The organism is Actinokineospora spheciospongiae (assembly GCF_000564855.1).
Classification (GTDB): Bacteria; Actinomycetota; Actinomycetes; order Mycobacteriales; family Pseudonocardiaceae; genus Actinokineospora; species Actinokineospora spheciospongiae.
Map to the genome: position 1 here is coordinate 141094 of NZ_AYXG01000043.1, position 24236 is coordinate 165329.

The window sequence follows — 24236 nt, forward strand, 5'->3', positions numbered from 1 at the left end:
CATGCCCCGCAAGGGACCGGCCCCTAAGCGGCCGCTTATCTCCGACCCGGTGTACGCCTCGCCGCTGGTCACCCAGCTCATCAACAAGGTCCTCAAGGACGGCAAGCGCTCGGTCGCCGAGCGCATCGTCTACGGGGCGATGGAAGGTGCCCGGGAGAAGACCGGCACCGACCCCGTGGTGACGCTCAAGCGCGCGCTGGACAACGTGAAGCCCACCATCGAGGTGAAGTCCCGCCGCGTCGGTGGCGCCACCTACCAGGTGCCGATCGAGGTCAAGCCGGGTCGCTCGACCACCCTCGCGCTGCGCTGGCTGGTGTCCTTCTCCCAGGCCCGCCGCGAGAAGACCATGATCGAGCGCCTGCAGAACGAACTGCTCGACGCCTCGAACGGCCTTGGCGCCAGCGTCAAGCGCCGCGAGGACACGCACAAGATGGCCGAGTCCAACAAGGCCTTCGCCCACTACCGCTGGTGAGAACCGGCCTCGGCCACCCGGTCGGGGCCCCAGCGGCGCCGTAGCTCTGCATCAAGGACAGGGGAACACACCCGTGGCACTCGACGTGCTGACCGACCTGGCCAAGGTCCGCAACATCGGGATCATGGCCCACATCGACGCGGGCAAGACCACGACGACCGAGCGAATCCTCTTCTACACGGGGATCAGCTACAAGATCGGCGAGGTGCACGACGGCGCCGCGGTCATGGACTGGATGGAGCAGGAGCAGGAGCGGGGCATCACGATCACCTCGGCTGCCACCACCTGCTTCTGGAAGAACCACCAGATCAACATCATCGACACCCCCGGGCACGTCGACTTCACCGTCGAGGTGGAGCGCTCGCTGCGCGTGCTGGACGGCGCCGTCGCGGTCTTCGACGGCAAGGAGGGTGTCGAGCCCCAGTCCGAGCAGGTCTGGCGCCAGGCCACCAAGTACGACGTCCCGCGCATCTGCTTCGTCAACAAGATGGACAAGCTGGGCGCGGACTTCTACTTCACCGTGCGCACCATCTCCGAGCGCCTCGGTGCCAAGCCGCTGCCGATCCAGCTCCCGATCGGCTCCGAGAGCGACTTCATCGGCGTCGTCGACCTGGTCGAGATGCGCGCGCTCACCTGGCGCGGCGAGGTCCAGAAGGGCGAGGACTACGCCGTCGAGGAGATCCCCGCGGACCTGGCCGACAAGGCCGCCGAGTACCGCGAGGCGCTCATCGAGGCCGTGGCCGAGACCGACGACGCGCTGATGGAGAAGTACCTCGGTGGCGAGGAACTGACCGTCGAGGAGATCAAGACCGGTATCCGCGCGATCGTCACCGGTCGGCTCGCCTACCCGGTGCTGTGCGGCTCGGCGTTCAAGAACAAGGGCGTGCAGCCCATGCTCGACGCCGTGATCGACTACCTGCCCGCGCCGCTGGACGTCCCGCCGGTCGAGGGCACGCTGCTCGACGGCGAGACCAAGGCGACCCGCGCGCCGAACACCGAGGAGCCGTTCTCGGCCCTGGCGTTCAAGATCGCCGTGCACCCGTTCTTCGGCAAGCTGACCTACGTCCGGGTGTACTCGGGCAAGCTCGCCTCCGGTTCGCAGGTCATCAACTCGACCAAGGACCGCAAGGAGCGCATCGGGAAGCTCTTCCAGATGCACGCCAACAAGGAGAACCCGGTCGACACCGCCAGCGCCGGTCACATCTACGCCGTGATCGGGCTGAAGGACACCACGACCGGCGACACCCTGTGCGACCCGGCGAACCCGATCGTGCTCGAGTCGATGACCTTCCCGGACCCCGTGATCCAGGTGGCCATCGAGCCGAAGACGAAGGCGGACCAGGAGAAGCTGGGCACCGCGATCCAGAAGCTGGCCGAGGAGGACCCCACCTTCAAGGTCAACCTGGACCAGGAGACCGGCCAGACGATCATCGCGGGCATGGGCGAGCTGCACCTCGACATCCTCGTCGACCGCATGCGGCGCGAGTTCAAGGTCGAGGCCAACATCGGCAAGCCGCAGGTGGCCTACCGCGAGACCATCCGCAAGACGGTCGAGAAGCTGGACTACACCCACAAGAAGCAGACCGGTGGGTCGGGCCAGTTCGCGAAGGTCGTCATCAAGCTGGAGCCGCTGGCCACCACGGACGGCGCGCTCTACGAGTTCGACAACAAGGTCACCGGTGGCCGCGTGCCCAGGGAGTACATCCCCTCGGTCGACGCCGGTGCGCAGGACGCCATGCAGTACGGCGTGCTGGCGGGCTACCCGCTGGTGGGCCTGAAGCTGACCCTGCTCGACGGTGCGTACCACGAGGTCGACTCGTCCGAGATGGCGTTCAAGGTCGCGGGTTCCATGGCGATGAAGGAAGCCGCCCGCAAGGCGGGTCCGGTCATCCTGGAGCCCCTGATGGCCGTCGAGGTCACCACGCCCGAGGACTACATGGGCGAGGTCATCGGCGACCTCAACTCCCGCCGCGGCCAGATCCAGGCCATGGAGGAGCGCAGCGGTGCCCGGATCGTGAAGGCCCTGGTCCCGCTGTCGGAGATGTTCGGGTACGTGGGCGACCTGCGGTCGAAGACCCAGGGCCGCGCCAACTACTCGATGGTCTTCGACTCCTACGCCGAGGTCCCGGCCAGCGTGGCGCGGGAGATCATCGCCAAGGCCACCGGCGAGTGAGCGTGCGCTCACTCCCCCGAGTTTGCGGGGTTGCTCCCCGGAGCACCGCACTTTAGTGCGGTACTCCGGGGGGTTCCCCCTGGTCCGCACAGACCCTAATGAGCCGCTTCCGAGGCCGGCCGGATAACGTCCGTCCCCGCAGCGGAAGAAAGCAAATCCAGTCCAGGAGGACAGTCCAGTGGCGAAGGCCAAGTTCGAGCGGACCAAGCCGCACGTCAACATCGGCACCATTGGTCACATCGACCATGGCAAGACCACGCTGACCGCGGCCATCTCGAAGGTCCTGCACGACAAGTACCCCGACCTGAACCCCTTCACGCCGTTCGACGAGATCGACAAGGCGCCGGAGGAGAAGCAGCGCGGTATCACCATCTCGATCGCGCACATCGAGTACCAGACCGAGAACCGCCACTACGCGCACGTCGACTGCCCCGGGCACGCCGACTACGTGAAGAACATGATCACCGGTGCGGCCCAGATGGACGGCGCCATCCTGGTCGTGGCGGCCACCGACGGCCCGATGCCGCAGACCCGCGAGCACGTGCTGCTGGCCCGCCAGGTCGGCGTCCCCTACATCGTGGTGGCCCTGAACAAGGCCGACATGGTGGACGACGAGGAGATCCTGGAGCTCGTCGAGCTCGAGGTGCGCGAGCTGCTGTCCGCGCAGGACTTCCCCGGCGACGACCTCCCGGTCGTGCGCGTCTCGGCGCTCAAGGCCCTCGAGGGCGACGCCGAGTGGGGCGCCCGCCTCATCGAGCTGATGGACGCGGTGGACGAGAACATCCCGCAGCCGGAGCGCGAGACGGACAAGCCGTTCCTCATGCCGGTCGAGGACGTCTTCACCATCACCGGTCGCGGCACCGTGGCCACCGGCCGCATCGAGCGCGGCATCGTCAACGTCAACGAGGAAGTCGAGATCGTCGGCATCCGCGAGAAGGCGCAGAAGACCACCGTCACCGGTGTCGAGATGTTCCGCAAGCTGCTCGACCAGGGCCAGGCGGGCGACAACGTCGGCCTCCTGCTCCGCGGCATCAAGCGCGAGGACATCGAGCGCGGCCAGGTCATCGTGAAGCCGGGCACCACCACCCCGCACACCGAGTTCGAGGCCCAGGTCGTCATCCTGAGCAAGGACGAGGGCGGTCGGCACACCCCGTTCTTCAACAACTACCGTCCGCAGTTCTACTTCCGGACGACCGACGTGACCGGCGTGGTGACCCTCCCCGAGGGCACCGAGATGGTCATGCCGGGTGACTCCACCAGCATGTCGGTGAACCTCATCCAGCCCATCGCGATGGACGAGGGTCTCCGCTTCGCCATCCGCGAGGGTGGCCGCACCGTCGGTGCGGGCCGGGTCACCAAGATCAACAAGTAGTGCCCCCCGGGGGGTCGGAGGCGACTCCGACCCCCCGGTTTTGTTTGCCGCGCCGCGGTGTGGCATCCTTGATGGGTTGCTCGTTGCGGGGGCGGCCGGGTCGTACCACCGGCCGCCCCGCGCGAGAAGTCGGAATCCTGGTCCCCAAGCACAGGGTTCCGCCGATAGACACGATGCACGGTTAGCCCGAGGAAGCGAAGTTCGTCCAAGGGACCGGTGTGCGGATCGGGCGCGACACGCCCGACCTCGTGGACCGGGAGCCGGTGGGTCCACACACTATGAACAGGGAAGCGGCGCGGCACCGGTCCTCCACGGACCGCCGGGATCGCAACGAGAAGAGGAACGGCAAGCCACCATGGCGGGACAGAAGATCCGCATTCGGCTCAAGGCCTACGACCACGAGGCGATCGACGCGTCCGCGCGCAAGATCGTGGAGACGGTGACGCGCACCGGCGCCCGGGTCGTGGGGCCAGTGCCGCTGCCCACTGAGAAGAACGTGTACTGCGTCATCCGCTCGCCGCACAAGTACAAGGACTCGCGCGAGCACTTCGAGATGCGGACGCACAAGCGTCTGATCGACATCCTCGACCCGACGCCGAAGACGGTCGACGCGCTGATGCGCATCGACCTCCCGGCCAGCGTCGACGTCAACATCCAGTAAGCGCGCGGCGGAGAGTAAAGAGCCATGTCTGACAGGCAGATGAAGGGAATCCTGGGCACCAAGCTCGGGATGACCCAGGTCTTCGACGAGAACAACCGGATCGTCCCGGTGACCGTCGTCAAGGCGGGTCCCAACGTGGTCACCCAGGTTCGCAGCCAGGAGTCCGACGGTTACGTCGCGGTCCAGCTCGCCTTCGGTGCCATCGACCCGCGCAAGGTCAACAAGCCGGAGTCCGGCCACTTCGCCAAGGCGGGCGTGACCCCGCGCCGCGTCCTCGCGGAGCTGCGCACCAGCGACGCGGGCGGCTACGAGGTCGGCCAGGAGATCACCGCCGAGGTGTTCGAGGCCGGTCAGGTCATCGACGCCACCGGCACCACCAAGGGCAAGGGCACCGCCGGTGTCATGAAGCGCCACGGCTTCAAGGGCCTCAGCGCTTCGCACGGCACCCAGCGCAAGCACCGCTCGCCGGGTTCCATCGGCGGCTGCGCCACCCCCGGCCGGGTCTTCAAGGGCCTGCGCATGGCCGGTCGCATGGGCCACGTGAAGGTGACCACGCAGAACCTCAAGGTCCACCGGGTCGACGCCGAGTCCGGCCTGATCCTGCTCAAGGGCGCCGTTCCCGGCCCCAAGGGCGGCCTGGTGTTCCTCCGCACGGCCGCGAAGGGCGGTGCCTGATGACCAGCGTTGACATCAAGACCCCCGCGGGCACGACCGACGGCACGGCCGAGCTGCCCGACGAGATCTTCGACGTGCAGGCCAACGTGCCGCTGATGCACCAGGTCGTCGTCGCGCAGATGGCCGCCGCCCGGCAGGGCACGCACTCCACCAAGACCAGGGGCGAGGTGTCCGGCGGTGGTCGCAAGCCCTACCGCCAGAAGGGCACCGGCCGCGCCCGGCAGGGCTCGACCCGCGCGCCGCAGTTCGTCGGCGGTGGCGTCGTGCACGGTCCCCAGCCGCGCGACTACGTGCAGCGGACCCCCAAGAAGATGAAGGCCGCCGCGCTGCGCGGTGCGCTCTCGGACCGGGCCCGCGCGGGCCAGGTGCACGTCGTGTCCGGCCTGGTCGAGGGGGACACCCCGTCGACCAAGACCGCGCGCACGCTGCTGGCCTCGGTGTCCGACGCCAAGCGCCTGCTCGTCGTGCTCACCCGCTCCGAGGACGTCGCCTGGGTGTCGGTGCGCAACCTGCCCAACGTGCACGTGATCGCGCCGGACCAGTTGAACACCTACGACGTCCTCGTCAACGACGACGTCGTGTTCACCAAGGCCGCGCTCGACGCCTTCCTCACCCGCCCCAGCCAGGGCGGCGCCAGGGCGAAGGCCACGTCGGCCGAGGCCGAGCAGTCCGAGGAGGACAAGTGATCCCCGACCACCGAGACATCCTTCTCGCGCCGGTGATCTCCGAGAAGTCCTACGGGCTGCTCGAGGAGAACAAGTACACCTTCCTGGTGTCCCCGGACGCCAACAAGACCCAGATCAAGATCGCGGTCGAGAAGGTGTTCGGCGTCAAGGTGGTGAGCGTGAACACGCTCAACCGCAACGGCAAGCGCAAGCGCACCCGCACCGGGTACGGCAAGCGCAAGGACACCAAGCGAGCGATCGTGACGCTGTCCGCCGAGAGCAAGCCGATCGAGATCTTCGGCGGCCCGGCCGCGTAAGGGACTGAGAACACATGGGAATCCGCAAGTACAAGCCGACGACCCCGGGTCGTCGCGGCTCCAGTGTCTCGGACTTCGCCGAGATCACGCGGTCGACGCCGGAGAAGTCGCTGATCCGCCCCCTGCACGGCACGGGCGGTCGCAACGCGCACGGCAGGATCACCACCCGGCACAAGGGTGGCGGCCACAAGCGCGCGTACCGACTGATCGACTTCCGGCGCAACGACAAGGACGGCGTGCCCGCCAAGGTCGCGCACATCGAGTACGACCCGAACCGCACGGCGCGCATCGCGCTCCTGCACTACGCGGACGGCGAGAAGCGCTACATCATCGCGCCGAACAAGCTCAAGCAGGGCGACCCGATCGAGAACGGCCCCCGCGCCGACATCAAGCCGGGCAACAACCTGCCGATGCGCAACATCCCCGTCGGTACCGTGATCCACGCGATCGAACTCCGCCCCGGTGGCGGCGCGAAGATCGCCCGGTCCGCCGGTGCCAGCGTGCAGCTCGTGGCCAAGGACGGCCCGTACGCGCAGCTCCGCATGCCGTCCGGTGAGATCCGCAACGTCGACGTGCGCTGCCGCGCCACCGTCGGCGAGGTGGGCAACGCCGAGCACGCCAACATCAACTGGGGCAAGGCCGGGCGCATGCGCTGGAAGGGCAAGCGCCCGACCGTCCGCGGTGTCGCGATGAACCCGGTCGACCACCCGCACGGTGGTGGTGAGGGCAAGACCTCCGGTGGTCGCCACCCGGTGAACCCGGCAGGCAAGCCCGAGGGCCGCACCCGTCGCCGCAAGCCCAGCGACAAGCTGATCGTCCGCCGCCGGCGTACCGGCAAGAAGCGCTGAGCAGGGAGGTAGAAGCAATGCCACGCAGCCTGAAGAAGGGCCCGTTCGTGGACGACCACCTGCTCAAGAAGGTGGACGCTCTCAACGAGTCGGGCAAGAAGACCGTCATCAAGACCTGGTCCCGCCGGTCCACGATCATCCCGGACATGCTGGGTCACACCATCGCGGTGCACGACGGCCGCAAGCACGTCCCGGTGTTCGTCTCCGAGGCCATGGTGGGTCACAAGCTGGGCGAGTTCGCCCCGACCCGCACGTTCAAGGGCCACATCAAGGACGACCGCAAGGCCCGCCGCCGCTAGTCGGCACGAACTCACAGAGCAGAGAAAGAGCTAAGGGGAAGCAGCGATGAACGCCCGCAACGCAGCTACGGCGCAGGAGGAATACCCCAGCGCCGTCGCTCGGGCTCGCTACGTCCGCGACACTCCGATGAAGGTGCGTCGCGTCGTTGAGCTCATCAGGGGTCGTAGCGCCAGCGAGGCCCTGGCAGTGCTCCGGTTCGCGCCGTTTGCGGCAAGTGAGCCGGTCGCGAAGGTGCTCGCCAGTGCCATTGCCAACGCAGAGAACAACCTCAGCCTCGACCCGGACACCCTCTGGATCAAGACGGTGTTCGTCGACGAGGGCCCGACGCTGAAGCGTTTCCGGCCGCGTGCGCAGGGTCGCGCGTACCGCATCCGCAAGCGCACGAGCCACATCACGGTCGAGGTCGAGTCCCGGCCGAAGCCTGCGGCCAAGGCCGCGAAGAAGGGTGGTGCCCGCTAATGGGGCAGAAGATCAACCCACACGGCTTCCGGCTCGGGATCACCACCGACTGGCGGTCCCGCTGGTACGCCGACAAGCAGTACGCCGAGTACGTGGCGGAGGACGTCAAGATCCGCCGCCTGCTGTCCAAGGGCATGGAGCGCGCCGGTATCTCCCGCGTGGAGATCGAGCGCACCCGTGACCGCGTGCGGGTGGACATCCACACCGCCCGCCCGGGCATCGTCATCGGCCGCCGCGGCGCCGAGGCCGACCGCATCCGCGGTGAGCTGGAGAAGCTCACCAAGAAGCAGGTGCAGCTCAACATCCTCGAGGTCAAGAACCCCGAGTCCGACGCCCAGCTGGTCGCCCAGGTGACCGCCGAGCAGCTGTCCAACCGCGTGTCCTTCCGGCGCGCGATGCGCAAGGCCATCCAGTCGGCCATGCGCTCGCCGCAGGTCAAGGGCATCCGGGTGCAGTGCGGTGGCCGCCTCGGCGGTGCCGAGATGTCGCGCTCGGAGCACTACCGCGAGGGTCGCGTCCCGCTGCACACGCTGCGCGCGGACATCGACTACGGCTTCTTCGAGGCCCGCACCACCTTCGGCCGCATCGGCGTGAAGGTGTGGATCTACAAGGGCGAGGTCGTCGGCGGTCGCCGCGAGGCCGACAACAACCCCCGCTCGGCCGCGCCGGACAACCGCCGCGAGCCGCGCCGCGAGCGCCCGAACCGCGCTCGCCGCTCCGGTGCCTCGGGCACCACCGCCACCAGCACCGAGGCGGGCCGCGCGGCCGCCGAGGCGCAGACGAAGGTCGACGCCCCCGCGGCGGAGACCGCTTCCAACGGGGAGGGCTGACCAGTGCTCATCCCGCGCAGGGTCAAGCACCGCAAGCAGCACCACCCCAAGCGGTCGGGTGCTGCCAAGGGCGGCACGAAGGTCACCTTCGGCGAGTTCGGCATCCAGGCGCTCGAGCCCGCCTACGTGACGAACCGCCAGATCGAGTCCGCTCGTATCGCCATCAACCGGCACATCCGCCGTGGCGGCAAGGTCTGGATCAACATCTTCCCGGACCGCCCGCTCACCAAGAAGCCCGCCGAGACCCGCATGGGTTCCGGAAAGGGTTCGCCGGAGTACTGGGTGGCGAACGTCAAGCCGGGTCGCGTCGTCTTCGAGATGAGCTTTCCGAACGAGCAGATCGCGCGCGAGGCACTCCGCAGGGCGATCCACAAGCTCCCGATGAAGTGCCGCATCGTCACGCGTGAGGGTGGTGACTTCTGATGGCAGCGGGTACCACCGCGGCGGACATGCGCGAGCTTTCCGATGAGGAGCTCGTGGCGCGTCTGCGAGAGGCGAAGGAAGAGCTGTTCAACCTTCGGTTCCAGATGGCGACCGGTCAGCTCGACAACAACCGCAGGTTGCGCACCGTCAAGCACGACATCGCCCGCATCTACACCGTCATGCGCGAGCGCGAGCTCGGGCTGTCGGTGTCCCCCGATGAGGCGTCGAGTGAGGCATCCGCATGAGCGAGAACACTGAATCCGTCGAGGTCCGCAACAACCGCAAGGTCCGCGAGGGCCTGGTCGTGTCGGACAAGATGGACAAGACCGTCGTCGTGGCCCTGGAAGACCGCAAGAAGCACCCGCGGTACGCCAAGGTCCTGCGCTTCACCACCAAGGTGAAGGCGCACGACGAGGAGAACACGGCGGGCGTGGGCGACCGCGTCCTGCTGATGGAGACCCGGCCGCTGTCGGCCACCAAGCGCTGGCGCCTGGTCGAGGTCCTCGAGAAGGCCAAGTAAGTTTCCGTTTTCTGCTAGGCCGAGCCTGTCAGGTCGGAAATCTGGCAGGCCACGAATGGTCAGGAGTAAGTAGTGATCCAGCAGGAGTCGCGGCTTCGGGTCGCCGACAACACCGGTGCGAAGGAAATCCTTTGCATCCGTGTTCTCGGCGGCTCCGGTCGCCGCTACGCCGGCATCGGCGACATCATCGTCGCCACCGTCAAGGACGCGATCCCCGGCGCCGGTGTGAAGAAGGGTGACGTCGTCAAGGCCGTCATCGTCCGCACCGTCAAGGAGCGCCGCCGTCCCGACGGTTCCTACATCCGGTTCGACGAGAACGCCGCCGTCCTCATCAAGAACGAGGGCGAGCCGCGGGGCACGCGCATCTTCGGCCCGGTGGGCCGCGAGCTGCGCGACAAGAAGTTCATGAAGATCATCTCGCTGGCGCCGGAGGTGCTCTGACATGGCGAAGCCCAAGCTCAAGGTCAAGAAGGGCGACACGGTCGTCGTCATCGCGGGCAAGGACAAGGGCGCGCGGGGCAAGGTCATCCAGGCCTACCCCGACACCAACAAGGTCCTCGTCGAGGGTGTCAACCGGATCAAGAAGCACACGCGGGTCTCGCAGACCCAGCGCGGCGCGCAGTCCGGCGGCATCGTGACCCAGGAGGCCCCGATCCACATCAGCAACGTGATGCTGGTCAACGACGGCAAGGCCGTCCGGGTCGGCTACAAGTTCGACGACGAGGGCAACAAGGTCCGGATCGCCCGCGGCACCAACGGCAATGGGAAGGAGATCTGATCATGTCCACCACTGAGAAGATCATCCCCCGGTTGAAGACCCGGTACCGCGAGGAGATCACGGTCGCCCTGCGGGACGAGTACGCGTACTCGAACCCCATGCAGATCCCCGGCGTCGTGAAGGTCGTCGTCAACATGGGCGTCGGCGACGCCGCCCGTGAGGGCAAGCTGATCGAGGGTGCGGTCCGCGACCTCGCCACGATCACCGGCCAGAAGCCCGAGGTCCGCAAGGCCCGCAAGTCCATCGCGCAGTTCAAGCTGCGCGAGGGCATGCCGATCGGCGCTCGGGTCACCCTGCGCGGCGACCGCATGTGGGAGTTCCTCGACCGCCTGCTCACCATCGCGCTGCCCCGGATTCGCGACTTCCGCGGTCTGTCCCCGAAGCAGTTCGACGGCAACGGCAACTACACCTTCGGTCTCAACGAGCAGTCCATGTTCCACGAGATCGACCCCGATGCCATCGACCGCCCCCGCGGCATGGACATCACCATCGTGACCACCGCGACCAACGACGCGGAGGGCCGGGCGCTGCTCAAGCACCTGGGCTTCCCGTTCAAGGAGAACTGAGCAGTGGTTGCCGCTGTGGATCGAAACAGGGAGAACTGAGATGGCGAAGAAGGCTCTGGTCGCCAAGGCCGCTCGCAAGCCGAAGTTCGCGGTGCGCGCGTACACCCGCTGCAACCGCTGCGGCCGTCCGCACTCGGTGTTCCGCAAGTTCGGCCTGTGCCGGATCTGCCTGCGCCAGATGGCGCACCGGGGCGAACTGCCCGGCGTCAGCAAGTCCAGCTGGTAGGGAACCCGGGCCCCTCGCGGGCCCGGGCTCCTCGCCCGCTCTACCCCCAGTTCGCCGCAGGCCCGCGAGGGAACCACGGCGAGAAAGGTTGACAGGTCACCCATGACGATGACCGACCCGATCGCAGACTTCCTGACCCGTCTGCGCAATGCGAATTCGGCGTACCACGACGAGGTCGTGCTGCCGCACTCGAAGCTCAAGGCGCACATCTCCGAGATCCTCAAGCGCGAGGGCTACATCGCGGGCTTCCGCGACGAGGACGGCGAGAAGGGCAAAAACCTCGTCGTCACCCTCAAGTACGGCCCGAACCGCGAGCGCAGCATCGCCGGTCTGCGCCGGGTGTCGAAGCCCGGTCTGCGGGTGTACGCGAAGTCGACCAACCTGCCGAAGGTCCTCGGCGGCCTGGGCGTGGCGATCATTTCCACGTCCGGTGGCCTGCTGACCGACCGGCAAGCGGGCAAGCAGGGCGTGGGCGGCGAAGTCCTCGCGTACGTCTGGTAAGGGAGGGGTAGCAGCATGTCTCGCATCGGTAGGCTTCCGATCCCCGTCCCGACCGGGGTCGACATCACCATCGACGGGCAGCAGCTCAGCGCCAAGGGGCCCAAGGGCACCCTCACGCTGACGGTGTCCGAGCCGATCGTCGTCGAGCGCGCCGAGGACGGCACGCTCGAGGTCAAGCGGCCCAACGACGAGCGCCAGAACCGTGCCCTGCACGGCCTGACCCGCTCGCTCGTCAACAACGTCGTCGTCGGCGTGACCGCGGGTTTCGAGAAGAAGCTCGAGATCCACGGCGTCGGTTACCGCGTTCTGGCCAAGGGTTCGGACCTCGAGTTCGCCCTGGGCTTCAGCCACCCGGTCAAGGTCGTCGCCCCCGAGGGCATCACCTTCGCTGTCGAGAGCCCGACGAAGTTCTCCGTCTCGGGCATCGACAAGCAGCAGGTCGGCGAGGTCGCGGCCAACATCCGCAAGCTCCGCAAGCCCGACCCGTACAAGGGCAAGGGTGTGCGGTACGCGGGCGAGAAGATCCGCCGCAAGGTCGGAAAGACGGGTAAGTGATCATGAGCGAAGCGACTGTCACCAAGCGCAAGCCGGTGGGCAAGGACATCTCCACCTCCCGGCGCATCGCCAAGACCCGCAGGCACTTCCGGCTCCGCAAGAAGATCAGCGGCACCTCGGAGCGCCCCCGCCTGGTCGTGAACCGGTCCTCGCGGCACATCACCGCGCAGATCGTCGACGACCTGGCCGGGCACACCCTCGCGTCCGCGTCCTCCCTGGAGGCCGACGTGCGCGCGGTGGACGGCGACAAGAAGGCCCGCGCGGCCAAGGTCGGCGAGCTGCTCGCCGCCCGGGCGAAGGACGCGGGCATCGCCAAGGTCGTCTTCGACCGCGGCGGCAACAAGTACACCGGCCGGATCGCGTCGCTGGCCACCTCGGCCCGCGAAGCGGGGCTGGAGTTCTGATGACGTACAGCAACGATGGAAGGAACGCCTGATGCCGGGACGTACACGGCAGTTCGGCGGGCAGGGCGGCCCGGGCGGCGGTCAGCAGGGCGGCGGCAACGAGCGCGGCGAGCGCCGTGGCGGTCGCGACCGGCGTGACGGCGGTCGCGGCCAGGCCCAGGAGAAGACCCCGCACCTCGAGCGCGTCGTCGCGATCAACCGCGTCGCGAAGGTCGTCAAGGGCGGTCGGCGCTTCAGCTTCACCGCGCTGGTCGTCGTCGGCGACGGCGACGGCATGGTCGGCGTCGGCTACGGCAAGGCCAAGGAGGTGCCCGCCGCGATCGCGAAGGGCGTCGAGGAAGCCAAGAAGAGCTTCTTCCGCGTCCCGCGCATCGGCGGCACCATCCCGCACCCCATCCAGGGTGAGAAGGCCGCGGGCGTCGTGCTGCTCCGCCCGGCGTCCGCCGGTACCGGTGTGATCGCCGGTGGCCCGGTCCGCGCGGTGCTGGAGTGCGCGGGCATCCAGGACGTGCTGTCCAAGTCGCTCGGCTCGGACAACGCGATCAACATCGTGCACGCCACCATGGCGGCCCTGCGCGGCTTGCAGCGGCCGGAAGAGGTCGCGGCCCGCCGCGGCCTGCCGCTGGAGGACGTGGCACCCGCGGGCATGCTCCGCGCCCGCGCGGCCGCCGCTGCCGGAACGGGGGCCTGACCATGGCGCAGCTCAAGGTCACCCAGGTCAAGAGCAGCATCGGCACCAAGCGCAACCACCGCGAGTCCCTCCGCACCCTCGGCCTGCGCAAGATCCGGCAGAGCACCGTGCGCGAGGACTCCCCCGAGGTGCGCGGCCTGATCCACACCGTCCGCCACCTCGTGACCGTCGAGGAGGTCTGACATGGCCATCAAGATCCACCACCTGCGTCCGGCCCCGGGTGCCAAGTCCGACAAGATCCGCGTCGGTCGTGGTGAGGGCTCCAAGGGCAAGACGGCCGGTCGAGGCACCAAGGGCACCAAGGCGCGCAAGAACGTCCCCGCGCGCTTCGAGGGTGGCCAGATGCCGATCCAGATGCGGCTGCCGAAGCTCAAGGGCTTCAAGAACCGCTTCCGGGTCGAGTACCAGGTCGTGAACGTCGGCGACATCGCCGTGGCGTTCCCCGACGGCGGCACGGTCGGCATCGCCGACCTCGTCGCCAAGGGCCTGGTCCGCAAGGGCTCGCTGGTCAAGGTCCTCGGCAACGGCGACCTGAACGGCGTGAAGCTGGACATCACCGCCGACAAGTTCTCCGGCTCCGCGTCGGAGAAGCTGTCCGCGGCCGGTGGCACCGCCACCACCGTCTGACCCAGGCGCACGAGAAGGGCCGGAACCCCCACGGGGTTCCGGCCCTTCTCGCTTGTGCACAGGGCCTCGCGCGGGTCCCCCAGCCCACTGCCCGGGCCCGGTGGGGGAGTGGGGCGTCCCCGATCGACATCCGGCGGGGCGATGGCCGGTTGAGCGCGGGTGCGCAATTCCTCCCCCAATCGGCGCGCGGTGTCATCGCGTCCCGCGCAAGGCGGGGGCACCACCGACGAACGGCGTCAGCCCATCGGAGCAACCGCCGCCGATCCGCTGTTCACCAGTAGTGATCGTCGCTTTCAGTGCACCCCGGGGGGTGCTCCACCTACTCGCCGTGCTGTTAGAGTCGGGAGCACGCTGCGGGAGCCCTGTCCCCCGGAGCGTTCCCGTCCTGCCACCAAGCGGTCGTTCGGGAACATCGTGTACGTGCCGGCTGACCAGCCGGCTCCAGCCGTTCACCGGCACCGAGCTGCCGGTGACGCCGAGGAGGTTCTTGCGGTGCTCAGCGCCTTCCGCTCGGCTCTCGCGACGCCGGACCTGCGCCGCAAGATCCTGTTCACCCTCATGATCATCGCGATCTACCGGGTGGGCGCGACGATCCCGTCGCCCGGTGTGTCCTACCCGAACGTCAAGCGGTGCCTGGAGAACGTCGACGACCAGGGCGTCGTGCAGCTTCTGAACCTGTTCAGCGGCGGCGCGCTGCTCCAGCTCTCCGTTTTCGCGCTGGGCATCATGCCCTACATCACCGCGAGCATCATCATCCAGCTCCTCACCGTGGTCATCCCGCGGTTCGAGCAGTTGAAGAAGGAAGGCCAGTCCGGCCAGGGCAAGCTGACCCAGTTCACCCGGTACCTGACGATCGCCCTGGCGATCCTGCAGGCCACCGGCATCGTGGCGATGGCCGACCGCGGGCAGCTCTTCGGCAACTGCCAGGACCCGATCATCCCGAACAGCAACATCTTCACGCTGATCGTCATCGTGGTCACGATGACCGCGGGCACCGCGATCATCATGTGGTTCGGCGAGCTGATCACCGAGCGCGGCATCGGCAACGGCATGTCCCTGCTGATGTTCATCAACATCGCGGCCCGCATCCCGGCCGAGGGTGCCGCCATCCTGGACAAGGGCGGCGTGACCTTCGCCGTCGTCTGCGTGTTCGCGCTGCTGATCATCGCCAGCGTGGTGTTCGTCGAGCAGGGCCAGCGCCGCATCCCGGTGCAGTACGCCAAGCGCATGATCGGCCGCCGGATGTACGGCGGGACCTCGACCTACCTGCCGCTCAAGGTGAACCAGGCGGGCGTCATCCCGGTCATCTTCGCCTCGTCGCTGCTGTACCTGCCGGACCTGATCTCGCGCCTGGTCGGCGCGGACGGCGCGGGCTGGCAGAACTTCATCGCGAACTACATCGTGAAGCAGGACAGCTGGGTGCACATCAGCGTGTACTTCCTGCTGATCATCTTCTTCACGTACTTCTACATCACCATCACGTTCAACGTGAACGAGCGCGCCGACGAGATGAAGAAGTTCGGCGGCTTCATCCCCGGCATCCGCCCCGGGCGCCCCACCTCGGAGTACCTGCAGTTCGTCCTGAGCCGGATCACCCTGCCCGGTTCGCTCTACCTCGGCATCATCGCGGTGCTGCCGAACTTCTTCCTCGAAGTGACCGACAGCGGGCAGAACCAGAACTTCCCGTTCGGCGGCACGGCGGTGCTCATCATGGTCGGCGTCGGCCTGGACACCGTGAAGCAGATCGAGAGCCAGCTCATGCAGCGTAACTACGAAGGGTTCCTCAAGTGACTCGTGTTGTGCTCGTCGGTCCGCCCGGTGCGGGCAAGGGAACCCAGGCAACTGCGCTCAGCCGCCGGCTCGGCGTACCGCACATCTCCACGGGTGACCTGTTCCGAGCGCACATCGCGAACGGCACCGAGCTGGGCCTGCGGGTCAAGGCGATCATCGACAGCGGCGGCCTGGTCCCCGACGAGATCACCAACGAGATGGTCCGCGTCCGGCTCGCCGACGAGGACACCCGGGCGGGCTTCCTGCTCGACGGCTTCCCGCGCAACACCGGCCAGGCCGACTTCCTGCGCGACGCCCTCGGCGGGGTCGACCTGGACGCCGTGGTCGAGTTCAAGATCGACGAGGACGTCGTGGTCGGGCGGCTGCTCGGCCGCGGCCGGGTCGACGACAGCGAGGACGTGATCCGCCACCGGCTGGACGTCTACCGCAAGGAGACCGCCCCGCTGCTGGAGTACTACGCCGACAAGCTGATCACGCTGGACGCGGTCGGCGAGGTCGACGAGATCACCGGTCGGGTCCTGTCGGCCCTGCGCGACCGGGGATGAGCGGTGGTTTCAGCGCCTTCCGGATGGCGCTCGCGACCTGGAAGGCCCGGATGATCGAGATCAAGTCGCCCGCCGAGCTGCAGGCCATGCGCGCGGCCGGGCTGGTGGTGGCCAGGGCGCTCGCCGAGGTCACCGCCGCGGCCAAGCCCGGGGTGAGCACCGCCGAGCTGGACGAGATCGCCGAGCAGACCATCCGCGACGCGGGCGCCGTGCCGTCCTTCAAGGGCTACCACGGCTTCCCGGCGAGCATCTGCGCCTCGGTCAACGAGCAGATCGTGCACGGCATCCCGGCGGGGTCGCAGGTGCTGGCCGAGGGCGACCTGCTCTCGGTCGACTGCGGGGCGATCCTCGACGACTGGCACGGCGACTCCGCGGTGACCCTGGCCATCGGCGGGGTCTCCGCGGCGGACGAGGACCTGTCGACGGCCACCCGGCTGTCCATGGAGGCGGGCATCAAGGCCGCCGTCGCGGGTGCCCGGCTCTCGGACATCTCGCACGCGGTGGAGACCGCCACCCTGGCGGCCGGGCGCGCGCACGGCCGCGAGTACGGCATCGTCCGCGAGTACGGCGGCCACGGCATCGGCAGCTCGATGCACATGGACCCGTTCCTGCCGAACTACGGCAAGCCCGGCCGCGGCCCCAAGCTGCGCGTCGGCATGGCGATCGCCATCGAGCCCATGCTCACCCTGGGCAGCGAGGAGACGGTGGAGCTGGAGGACGGCTGGACGGTCGTCACCGCCGACGCCAGCCGCGCCGCGCACTGGGAGCACACGGTCGCCATCACCGAGGACGGCCCGTGGGTCCTCACCGCGCCCGAGGGCGTCTGACCAGCGGTTCTTCCGCCGCACTCGACTCGATCGAGTGAATTTCACACCGGTTCTTGACGGATCGGCAACCCGGATTTCGTGCCCGTCGGCACTGTGCGTACACTTGACCGGTGGCGCTCAGCGCCGAATCCGTCGTGCGCGTCGCCCGGTGCAGTTCCTGCTGCCGTGCCGCGCGCCCGCCGGGGAGCAGGACCAGCACGACAAGCACCAGCCACCCAACAGCGAACCAACGTCACGAAACGCGGAGGACATGGGCAAGAAGGACGGGGCCATCGAGGTCGAAGGCCGCGTGGTCGAGCCACTCCCCAACGCGATGTTCCGCGTCGAGTTGGAGAACGGCCACAAGGTCCTGGCACACATCAGCGGCAAGATGCGGCAGCACTACATCCGCATCCTGCCGGAGGACCGGGTAGTCGTGGAGCTCTCGCCCTACGACCTGTCCCGCGGCCGCATCGTCTACCGCTACAAGTGACGAGCCTCCCGGTCCCCCCGGACCGGGCAGCCACGGCCGAAGCAGGAGAACAGCAGACGTGAAGGTCAACCCGAGCGTCAAGAAGATCTGCGACAAGTGCAAGGTGATCCGCCGTCACGGCCGGGTCATGGTGATCTGCGAGAACCTGCGCCACAAGCAGCGCCAGGGCTGATCACCGCCGAGCGCCCGGTCGCAGACCAGACGCACAGCTAGCGCAACGAAGAAGGCCTCCCCCAACCTGTCGGGTCACACGGACCCGGAGCACGCCCGGACCCCAGGCCGGGTCCCGGACCTTGAGTCGGTCCGGGGTGGTGGGGGAGCAAACCCGGGGAAGACACAGAGGAGACAACGCCGAGATGGCACGACTCGCCGGCGTCGACCTCCCCCGCGAAAAGCGGATGGAGATCGCGCTGACCTACATTTTCGGGATCGGCCGCACCCGCTCCAAGGAGCTGCTGGCCGCCACGAACATCGACCCCGACCTGCGGGCCAAGGACCTCTCCGACGAGGACCTGATCAAGCTCCGCGAGTACATGGACCAGAACTTCAAGGTCGAGGGTGACCTGCGCCGCGAGGTCCAGGCCGACATCCGCCGGAAGATCGAGATCGGCTGCTACGAGGGCCTGCGGTGGCGCCGCGGTCTGCCGGTGCGCGGACAGCGCACCAAGACCAACGCCCGCACCCGCAAGGGCCCCAAGAAGACGGTCGCCGGCAAGAAGAAGGCCGGCAAGAAGTGAGCAAGAGCTGCGAGTCCGTGTCGCACGTCGTGCCGCAGCGCCGACGTCGCAACAGGTCATTCATGGCCTACACCGTCGCGCCCAGGTGTGCCCGCCCGGCCGCCCTGCGCGACCTGTACAAGGACGCCGGATCAATCATCCGGGACGCCGCTCCTGAGATCACCACCTCGCGGTCCGAGTAGGAGATACCCGAAGACATGCCCCCCAAGTCGCGTACCGGCGCCGGAGCCAAGAAGGTCCGGCGCAAGGAAAAGAAGAACGTCGCCCACGGGCACGCTCACATCAAGAGCACGTTCAACAACACCATCGTGTCCATCACGGACCCGACCGGTGCCGTGATCGCGTGGGCCTCCTCCGGCCACGTCGGTTTCAAGGGCTCGCGCAAGTCCACGCCGTTCGCGGCGCAGATGGCCGCCGAGAGCGCCGCCCGCAAGGCCGCCGAGCACGGCATGAAGAAGGTCGACGTGTTCGTGAAGGGCCCCGGCTCCGGCCGGGAGACCGCGATCCGCTCGCTGCAGGCGGCGGGCCTCGAGGTCGGCACCATCCAGGACGTGACCCCGCAGCCCCACAACGGCTGCCGCCCGCCCAAGCGGCGCCGGGTCTGAGGAACGGGGAGGAGTAACAAGAAATGGCACGCTACACCGGGCCCGCGACGCGCATCTCGCGTCGCCTCAAGGTCGACCTCGTCGGTGGGGACCAGGCGTTCGAGCGCCGCCCCTACCCCCCGGGCCAGCACGGCCGCGGGCGGATCAAGGAGAGCGAGTACCTGCTTCAGCTCCAGGAGAAGCAGAAGGCGCGCTACACCTACGGCGTCCTCGAGAAGCAGTTCCGCAAGTACTACGTGGAGGCCGTGCGCCGCCAGGGCAAGACCGGTGAGGTCCTGCTCCAGCTGCTCGAGTCGCGCCTGGACAACGTCGTGTACCGCGCGGGTCTCGCGCGCACCCGGCGCCAGGCCCGCCAGTTGGTCAGCCACGGGCACTTCATCGTGAACGGCCGCAAGGTCAACATCCCGTCGTTCCAGGTGAGCAAGTTCGACATCATCGATGTCAAGCCCAAGTCGCTCTCGACGCTGCCGTTCGTGGCCGCCAAGGAGTCCTTCGGCGACCGCCCGATCCCGGGCTGGCTGCAGGTCGTGCAGTCCAACCTGCGGATTCTGGTGCACCAGCTGCCCGAGCGCGCGCAGATCGACGTGCCCGTGCAGGAACAGCTGATCGTCGAGCTCTACTCGAAGTGATCGCGCGGGGGCGGTGGCGCAGGAGCCGCCGCCCCGCTCGCGCGCACACCCCCTCCAGACGGGGAGCGCGCGCGGGCATCCCAATCAGTCCGGGCGTCAAATAGCGGGCGCCCACAGGGAAGGAAGAACCCAGAGTGCTCATCTCACAGCGTCCCACCCTGGCCGAGGAGCCGGTCGTCGAGACCCGCTCCCGCTTCGTCATCGAGCCGCTCGAGCCCGGCTTCGGCTACACGCTCGGCAACTCGCTGCGCCGCACGCTGCTCTCGTCGATCCCGGGTGCCTCGGTCACGAGCATCCGCATCGACGGCGTGCTGCACGAGTTCACCACCGTCCCCGGGGTGAAGGAGGACGTCACCGACGTCATCCTGAACCTCAAGGAGCTGGTGGTCTCCTCCGAGGAGGACGAGCCGGTGACGATGTACCTGCGCAAGCAGGGCCCCGGCGAGGTCACCGCGGGCGACATCGTGCCGCCCGCGGGCGTCACGGTGCACAACCCCGACCTGCACATCGCCACCCTGAACGGCAAGGGCAAGCTGGAGATCGAGCTCGTGGTCGAGCGCGGTCGCGGCTACGTCCCGGCGGTCCAGAACAAGCAGGCGGGCGCGGAGATCGGCCGGATTCCGGTCGACTCCATCTACTCGCCCGTGCTCAAGGTGACGTACAAGGTCGAGGCCACCCGCGTCGAGCAGCGCACCGACTTCGACAAGCTCATCCTCGACGTCGAGACCAAGCCGTCGATCACCCCGCGCGACGCGGTCGCGTCCGCGGGCAAGACGCTGGTCGAGCTGTTCGGGCTCGCCCGCGAGCTGAACGTGGACGCCGAGGGCATCGAGATCGGCCCCTCGCCGCAGGAGGCGGACACCATCGCCGCCTACGCGATGCCGATCGAGGACCTCGACCTCACCGTCCGCTCCTACAACTGCCTCAAGCGCGAGGGCATCCACACCGTGGGTGAACTCGTGTCGCGCAGCGAGGCGGACCTGCTGGACATCCGCAACTTCGGTGCCAAGTCCATCGACGAGGTCAAGATGAAGCTCGTCGGTCTGGGCCTGGCCCTCAAGGACAGCCCGCCCGGGTTCGACCCGACGGCCGCTGCGGCGGACTACGCGACCGACGGCTGGTCGGACACCGCGGACACCGGCACCGACGACGGCCAGGACTACGCAGAGACCGAGCAGCTCTGAGTCGTCCGCGAGGACGCCTGAGCAGCGGATTTCCACAAGGAGCAAGCAATGCCCACCCCCACGAAGGGCGCCCGTCTCGGCGGGGGCCCCGCGCACGAGCGGCTGCTGCTGGCCAACCTGGCCACCGCGCTGTTCCAGCACGGCCGGATCACCACGACCGAGGCGAAGGCCAAGCGCCTGCGCCCCTACGCCGAGCGCCTGATCACCAAGGCCAAGGTCGGCGACCTGCACAACCGCCGCGAGATCATGAAGGTGATCCGCGACAAGGACGTCGTGCAGCGCCTCTGCGTCGAGATCGGCCCGTTCTTCAGCGACCGCTCCGGCGGTTACACCCGGATCACCAAGACGATGCCGCGCAAGGGCGACAACGCCCCCATGGCGGTCATCGAACTGATCCAGGAGAAGACGGTCACCGCCGAGGCCGAGGCCGCGCGCAAGACCAGGTTCGCCAAGGACGAGCCGAAGGCGGACGCCCCGGTCGAGGACGCCAAGGTCGACGAGACCGACGCGGCCACCACCGAGGCCCCCGCTGAGGACACCGCGGTCGACCAAGACGCCGAGGCGCCCGAGTCGGCCACCAAGGACGCCGCCGAGGAGCCCGCCGAGGGCGCCAAGGACAAGTCCTGACCTCGCAGCACACCACGGACGAGCCCGCCACCCCCACCGGGGGCGGCGGGCTCGTCCGCGTTCGACGGGTGCGCCTGGACATCGCCTACGACGGCACCGACTTCTCCGGCTGGGCCCGCCAACCCGCCCGCCGCACGGTGTGCGGGGTCCTGGAGGACACGCTGTCGCTGGTGCTGCGCCTCGACGTCCGGCTGACGGTCGCGGGCCGCACCGACGCGGGCGTGCACGCCACCGGGCAGGTCGCCCACGTCGACCTGCCCGCCGACGTCGACCTGGGCGTCCTGGTGCCCCGCCTGGCCCGCGCGCTGCCCGCGGACGTCCGCGTCGGCGCCGCCACCCCCGTCCCACCGGAGTTCGACGCCCGCTTCACCGCGCTGCGCCGCCACTACGCCTACCGCGTGTGCGACCACCAGGCGAGCGCGGACCCGCTGCGCCGCAACCACGTCGTCACCTGGCCCCGCCCGCTGGACCTCGGCGCGCTCAACGCCGCGTCGGCGCTGCTGCTGGGCGAGCACGACTTCGTGGCCTTCTGCAAGCGCCGCGAGGGCGCCACCACCATCCGCGAACTCCAGCGCCTGGACTGGTCCCGCGCGGCCGACGGCACCCTGGAGGCCAGGGTGTCCGCCGACGCCTTCTGCCACTCCATGGTCCGCAGCCTGGTCGGCGCGCTGCTGGCGGTCGGCGAGGGCCGCAAGCCCCCGGGCTGGCCCGCCGGGATGCTGACCGCCACCGAGCGCCCCAGCGCCATCACCGTCGCCCCGGCGCACGGTCTGGCCCTGGTCGGCGTGGACTACCCGGCCGACGCCGAACTGGCGGCCCGCGCCGAGCTCACCCGCCGGGTCCGCACCCTCTGAGCCCCACGGCAGGCACCGCGGACGAACGGCCCGGACTCGGGGGAGTCCGGGCCGTTCACCGTGGTCCAGCCGATCAGGCTGCCGATCGCAGCGCTCAGAGGTCGAGCGTCCAGGTGTTCAGCTTGCCGGTGTCACCCGCGTACACGTCGGCGACCCGGAGCTTCCAGACGCCGTTGGCGGGCTCGGACGACAGGTTCGCCGTGTAGGTCGCGACGACGTTGTCCGCTCCGTCCGAGCTGTTGGAGCTCTTCAGCAGGTAGGTGGAGTTGTCCGGCGCGACGAGGGTGATGGTGAGGTCACCGCGGTAGGTGTGGGTGATGTTCACCGCCACCGTCGAGGCCGAACCCGCGTTGCCGGAGCAGCCGGAGACGGTGATGCTGCTGTTGATCGTGCTGAGGTCCGGGATGTTGGTCGCGGTGCCGTTGGTGACCGCGGCGCAGCCCGGTCCGGGCGGGGTGGTGCCGCCGGTGCCGGTGTACTGGAGCAGGTTCGGCGAGCCGGTGCCCGGGTTGGTGATCTTGTTCGGGGTGGCCGCCGAGATCAGCGCCGAGGCGACCTGCGCCGGGGTGGCGGTCGGGTTGGCGGCCAGGTACAGCGCCGCGCCGCCCGCGATGTGCGGGGAGGCCATCGAGGTGCCGCTGATGGTGTTGGTGGCGGAGGTGCCGCCGATCCACGCCGAGGTGATGCCCACGCCGGGCGCGAAGATGTCGGTGCAGGTGCCGAAGTTGGAGAAGCTCGCCCTGGCGTCGTTGCGGTCCGAGGCGTTCACCGAGATCGCCGTGGGCACGCGGGCGGGGGAGTAGCCGCACGCGTTGGCGTTGGAGTTGCCCGACGCGACGGCGTAGGTGACACCGGAGGCGATCGAGGCGGCCACCGCGTTGTCCAGGGTGGTCGACGCGCCGCCGCCCAGGCTCATGTTGGCCACGGCGGGCTTCACCGCGTTCGCGGTCACCCAGTCGACGCCCGCGATGACACCCGCGGTGGTGCCGGAGCCGTTGCAGTCGAGCACCCGCACGCCGATCAGCTTGACGCCCTTGGCCACGCCGTACGCCGAGCCGCCGACGGTGCCGGACACGTGCGTGCCGTGGCCCTGGCAGTCGGTGGCGTCGTTGTCGTTGTCCACCTTGTCGGTGCCGCTGACCGCGCGACCGCCGAAGTCGCTGTGCGGGAAGTTGATGCCGGTGTCGATGATGTAGGCGTTCACGTTCGACGCGGTGGTCGCGTACGAGTAGACGCTGTTGAGCGGCAGGTCCCGCTGGTCGATGCGGTCCAGGCCCCAGGACGGCGGGTTGGTCTGGTCGACCGACATCCGCACGACCTGGTCGGCCTCGACGTAGGCCACCGACGGGTCGGCGGCGAGCTTCCTGGCCTGGGCCTCGGACATCTTCGCGGAGAACCCGTTGACCGAGGAGAAGCGGTGGCCGACCTGGCCGCCGTAGGCGGCGGCGAGGCCGTCGGTGCTCGCCGCGGCCGACAGGCCGTTCTTGAGCACGACGATGTAGCTGCCGGGGACGACGTCGGCCCGGTCCGCGCCCAGGATCGTGCCCTGGGCGGCGGAGGCGGGCGCGGCCAGCGACACGCTCGCCGCGAGGGTCGCGGCGGCGGCCAGGCCCAACCCGGCGAAGCGCTGTAAGGCAGTGCGAGACAAACGCATGTGCATGGCTCCTTCAAGCAGGGGGCACGCGGCGGCGGAGGCCCTCACAACCGGGCCGCGTGCTGGAGAGATGCTGGTGAACGTTTGTTCGCGCGAACTGAGCACAACAGTGGCGAACGCGCATTTCCGGCGCAAGGCGCGTCGGGGATTTCCCCACGCCACTTATGAACAGTTGGCCGCCGCCGGCAACGGAATGCGCCTTTCGGTCGATCCAGTGCCCGACACCCGCTCCCAACGGACGAACCCCC

At 68.7% G+C, this 24236-nt stretch carries 37 protein-coding genes; 36 read left to right on the forward strand and 1 reads right to left on the reverse strand.

The window, feature by feature from the left end:
* Window position 1: 1 nt before the first annotated feature.
* The 36 genes from rpsG to truA all read left to right on the forward strand — a co-directional run bounded on the left by rpsG (window position 2) and on the right by truA (window position 22334).
* Window positions 2-472: a 30S ribosomal protein S7 gene (rpsG, locus tag UO65_RS05980; RefSeq protein ID WP_035279513.1), complete on the forward strand. Its 471-nt coding sequence runs from the start codon at window positions 2-4 to the stop codon at window positions 470-472.
* Window positions 473-545: 73 nt separating this feature from the next.
* Window positions 546-2645, forward strand: a complete 2100-nt coding sequence (fusA, locus tag UO65_RS05985) for an elongation factor G (protein ID WP_035279515.1) — start codon at window positions 546-548, stop codon at window positions 2643-2645.
* A gap of 178 nt (window positions 2646-2823) precedes the next feature.
* On the forward strand, window positions 2824-4017 hold the full coding sequence (tuf, locus tag UO65_RS05990) for an elongation factor Tu (protein WP_035279517.1): 1194 nt from the start codon (window positions 2824-2826) through the stop codon (window positions 4015-4017).
* A 355-nt stretch (window positions 4018-4372) separates the two neighbouring features.
* A complete protein-coding gene (gene rpsJ / locus UO65_RS05995) occupies window positions 4373-4678 on the forward strand; it encodes a 30S ribosomal protein S10 (protein ID WP_003938093.1) in 306 nt (101 codons plus the stop codon).
* Window positions 4679-4702: 24 nt separating this feature from the next.
* Window positions 4703-5353, forward strand: a complete 651-nt coding sequence (gene rplC, locus UO65_RS06000; protein WP_035279518.1) for a 50S ribosomal protein L3 — start codon at window positions 4703-4705, stop codon at window positions 5351-5353.
* Window positions 5353-6039: a 50S ribosomal protein L4 gene (rplD, locus tag UO65_RS06005; RefSeq protein WP_035279519.1), complete on the forward strand. Its 687-nt coding sequence runs from the start codon at window positions 5353-5355 to the stop codon at window positions 6037-6039. The genes rplC and rplD overlap by 1 nt, the downstream gene beginning before the upstream one ends.
* Window positions 6036-6335: a 50S ribosomal protein L23 gene (gene rplW / locus UO65_RS06010; RefSeq protein WP_035279520.1), complete on the forward strand. Its 300-nt coding sequence runs from the start codon at window positions 6036-6038 to the stop codon at window positions 6333-6335. Before rplD ends, rplW begins: the two co-directional genes overlap by 4 nt.
* Window positions 6336-6349: 14 nt before the next feature.
* The gene (gene rplB / locus UO65_RS06015; protein ID WP_035279522.1) at window positions 6350-7183 is read left to right on the forward strand and encodes a 50S ribosomal protein L2; all 834 of its coding nucleotides are present in this window, start codon (window positions 6350-6352) and stop codon (window positions 7181-7183) included.
* 17 nt (window positions 7184-7200) lie between these two features.
* Window positions 7201-7482, forward strand: coding sequence for a 30S ribosomal protein S19 (gene rpsS, locus UO65_RS06020; RefSeq protein WP_018682829.1), 282 nt, complete (start codon window positions 7201-7203; stop codon window positions 7480-7482).
* 46 nt (window positions 7483-7528) lie between these two features.
* Window positions 7529-7942 (forward strand): 50S ribosomal protein L22, encoded by a 414-nt coding sequence (gene rplV / locus UO65_RS06025; RefSeq protein ID WP_035279524.1) that lies wholly within the window; start codon window positions 7529-7531, stop codon window positions 7940-7942.
* Complete coding sequence (gene rpsC, locus UO65_RS06030) at window positions 7942-8772, forward strand: 30S ribosomal protein S3 (RefSeq protein WP_035279527.1); 831 nt, start codon at window positions 7942-7944, stop codon at window positions 8770-8772. The genes rplV and rpsC overlap by 1 nt, the downstream gene beginning before the upstream one ends.
* A gap of 3 nt (window positions 8773-8775) precedes the next feature.
* Entirely contained in the window at window positions 8776-9195 is a 420-nt protein-coding gene (rplP, locus tag UO65_RS06035; RefSeq protein WP_035279531.1) for a 50S ribosomal protein L16, read from the forward strand.
* A complete protein-coding gene (gene rpmC, locus UO65_RS06040; protein WP_035279534.1) occupies window positions 9195-9440 on the forward strand; it encodes a 50S ribosomal protein L29 in 246 nt (81 codons plus the stop codon). The genes rplP and rpmC overlap by 1 nt, the downstream gene beginning before the upstream one ends.
* On the forward strand, window positions 9437-9715 hold the full coding sequence (gene rpsQ / locus UO65_RS06045) for a 30S ribosomal protein S17 (RefSeq protein ID WP_035279536.1): 279 nt from the start codon (window positions 9437-9439) through the stop codon (window positions 9713-9715). The genes rpmC and rpsQ overlap by 4 nt, the downstream gene beginning before the upstream one ends.
* 72 nt (window positions 9716-9787) lie before the next feature.
* A complete protein-coding gene (gene rplN / locus UO65_RS06050; RefSeq protein WP_018682823.1) occupies window positions 9788-10156 on the forward strand; it encodes a 50S ribosomal protein L14 in 369 nt (122 codons plus the stop codon).
* A 1-nt stretch (window position 10157) separates the two neighbouring features.
* Window positions 10158-10493 carry a 50S ribosomal protein L24 gene (gene rplX, locus UO65_RS06055; protein ID WP_035279539.1) on the forward strand — a complete coding sequence of 112 codons (336 nt, stop codon included), beginning with the start codon at window positions 10158-10160 and terminating at the stop codon, window positions 10491-10493.
* Between the two features lie 2 nt (window positions 10494-10495).
* On the forward strand, window positions 10496-11059 hold the full coding sequence (rplE, locus tag UO65_RS06060; RefSeq protein ID WP_035279541.1) for a 50S ribosomal protein L5: 564 nt from the start codon (window positions 10496-10498) through the stop codon (window positions 11057-11059).
* A gap of 40 nt (window positions 11060-11099) precedes the next feature.
* A complete protein-coding gene (locus UO65_RS06065) occupies window positions 11100-11285 on the forward strand; it encodes a type Z 30S ribosomal protein S14 (RefSeq protein WP_035279543.1) in 186 nt (61 codons plus the stop codon).
* A gap of 102 nt (window positions 11286-11387) precedes the next feature.
* Window positions 11388-11786, forward strand: a complete 399-nt coding sequence (gene rpsH / locus UO65_RS06070; RefSeq protein ID WP_035279544.1) for a 30S ribosomal protein S8 — start codon at window positions 11388-11390, stop codon at window positions 11784-11786.
* 15 nt (window positions 11787-11801) lie between these two features.
* Complete coding sequence (rplF, locus tag UO65_RS06075) at window positions 11802-12341, forward strand: 50S ribosomal protein L6 (RefSeq protein WP_035279546.1); 540 nt, start codon at window positions 11802-11804, stop codon at window positions 12339-12341.
* 2 nt (window positions 12342-12343) lie between these two features.
* Complete coding sequence (rplR, locus tag UO65_RS06080; RefSeq protein WP_035279547.1) at window positions 12344-12745, forward strand: 50S ribosomal protein L18; 402 nt, start codon at window positions 12344-12346, stop codon at window positions 12743-12745.
* A 31-nt stretch (window positions 12746-12776) separates the two neighbouring features.
* Complete coding sequence (gene rpsE / locus UO65_RS06085; RefSeq protein ID WP_035279549.1) at window positions 12777-13436, forward strand: 30S ribosomal protein S5; 660 nt, start codon at window positions 12777-12779, stop codon at window positions 13434-13436.
* A 2-nt stretch (window positions 13437-13438) separates the two neighbouring features.
* Window positions 13439-13618 (forward strand): 50S ribosomal protein L30, encoded by a 180-nt coding sequence (gene rpmD, locus UO65_RS06090; RefSeq protein WP_035279552.1) that lies wholly within the window; start codon window positions 13439-13441, stop codon window positions 13616-13618.
* Between the two features lies 1 nt (window position 13619).
* Window positions 13620-14063, forward strand: a complete 444-nt coding sequence (rplO, locus tag UO65_RS06095; RefSeq protein ID WP_035279555.1) for a 50S ribosomal protein L15 — start codon at window positions 13620-13622, stop codon at window positions 14061-14063.
* 492 nt (window positions 14064-14555) lie between these two features.
* Window positions 14556-15854, forward strand: a complete 1299-nt coding sequence (gene secY, locus UO65_RS06100) for a preprotein translocase subunit SecY (protein WP_035279557.1) — start codon at window positions 14556-14558, stop codon at window positions 15852-15854.
* A complete protein-coding gene (locus UO65_RS06105) occupies window positions 15851-16399 on the forward strand; it encodes an adenylate kinase (protein ID WP_035279559.1) in 549 nt (182 codons plus the stop codon). Before secY ends, UO65_RS06105 begins: the two co-directional genes overlap by 4 nt.
* Before the next feature lie 50 nt (window positions 16400-16449).
* Window positions 16450-17226 carry a type I methionyl aminopeptidase gene (gene map / locus UO65_RS06110; protein WP_035279643.1) on the forward strand — a complete coding sequence of 259 codons (777 nt, stop codon included), beginning with the start codon at window positions 16450-16452 and terminating at the stop codon, window positions 17224-17226.
* Window positions 17227-17476: 250 nt separating this feature from the next.
* Window positions 17477-17698 (forward strand): translation initiation factor IF-1, encoded by a 222-nt coding sequence (infA, locus tag UO65_RS06115; RefSeq protein WP_005166804.1) that lies wholly within the window; start codon window positions 17477-17479, stop codon window positions 17696-17698.
* 58 nt (window positions 17699-17756) lie between these two features.
* On the forward strand, window positions 17757-17870 hold the full coding sequence (gene rpmJ, locus UO65_RS06120) for a 50S ribosomal protein L36 (protein WP_018682809.1): 114 nt from the start codon (window positions 17757-17759) through the stop codon (window positions 17868-17870).
* Window positions 17871-18054: 184 nt separating this feature from the next.
* On the forward strand, window positions 18055-18435 hold the full coding sequence (gene rpsM, locus UO65_RS06125; protein WP_035279562.1) for a 30S ribosomal protein S13: 381 nt from the start codon (window positions 18055-18057) through the stop codon (window positions 18433-18435).
* Window positions 18432-18617, forward strand: coding sequence for a hypothetical protein (locus tag UO65_RS35595; RefSeq protein WP_110079469.1), 186 nt, complete (start codon window positions 18432-18434; stop codon window positions 18615-18617). The genes rpsM and UO65_RS35595 overlap by 4 nt, the downstream gene beginning before the upstream one ends.
* 15 nt (window positions 18618-18632) lie before the next feature.
* Window positions 18633-19040, forward strand: coding sequence for a 30S ribosomal protein S11 (gene rpsK / locus UO65_RS06130; protein WP_035279563.1), 408 nt, complete (start codon window positions 18633-18635; stop codon window positions 19038-19040).
* A gap of 23 nt (window positions 19041-19063) precedes the next feature.
* Entirely contained in the window at window positions 19064-19669 is a 606-nt protein-coding gene (rpsD, locus tag UO65_RS06135; RefSeq protein ID WP_035279565.1) for a 30S ribosomal protein S4, read from the forward strand.
* Window positions 19670-19803: 134 nt separating this feature from the next.
* Window positions 19804-20853: a DNA-directed RNA polymerase subunit alpha gene (locus UO65_RS06140; RefSeq protein ID WP_035279566.1), complete on the forward strand. Its 1050-nt coding sequence runs from the start codon at window positions 19804-19806 to the stop codon at window positions 20851-20853.
* Between the two features lie 48 nt (window positions 20854-20901).
* The gene (gene rplQ / locus UO65_RS06145; RefSeq protein WP_035279567.1) at window positions 20902-21480 is read left to right on the forward strand and encodes a 50S ribosomal protein L17; all 579 of its coding nucleotides are present in this window, start codon (window positions 20902-20904) and stop codon (window positions 21478-21480) included.
* Window positions 21481-21548: 68 nt separating this feature from the next.
* Complete coding sequence (truA, locus tag UO65_RS06150) at window positions 21549-22334, forward strand: tRNA pseudouridine(38-40) synthase TruA (RefSeq protein ID WP_200873318.1); 786 nt, start codon at window positions 21549-21551, stop codon at window positions 22332-22334.
* A 94-nt stretch (window positions 22335-22428) separates the two neighbouring features.
* Here the strand turns inward: truA and UO65_RS06155 are convergent, their stop codons facing one another.
* Complete coding sequence (locus UO65_RS06155; RefSeq protein WP_035279645.1) at window positions 22429-23988, reverse strand: S8 family peptidase; 1560 nt, start codon at window positions 23986-23988, stop codon at window positions 22429-22431.
* Between the last annotated feature and the right edge of the window lie 248 nt (window positions 23989-24236).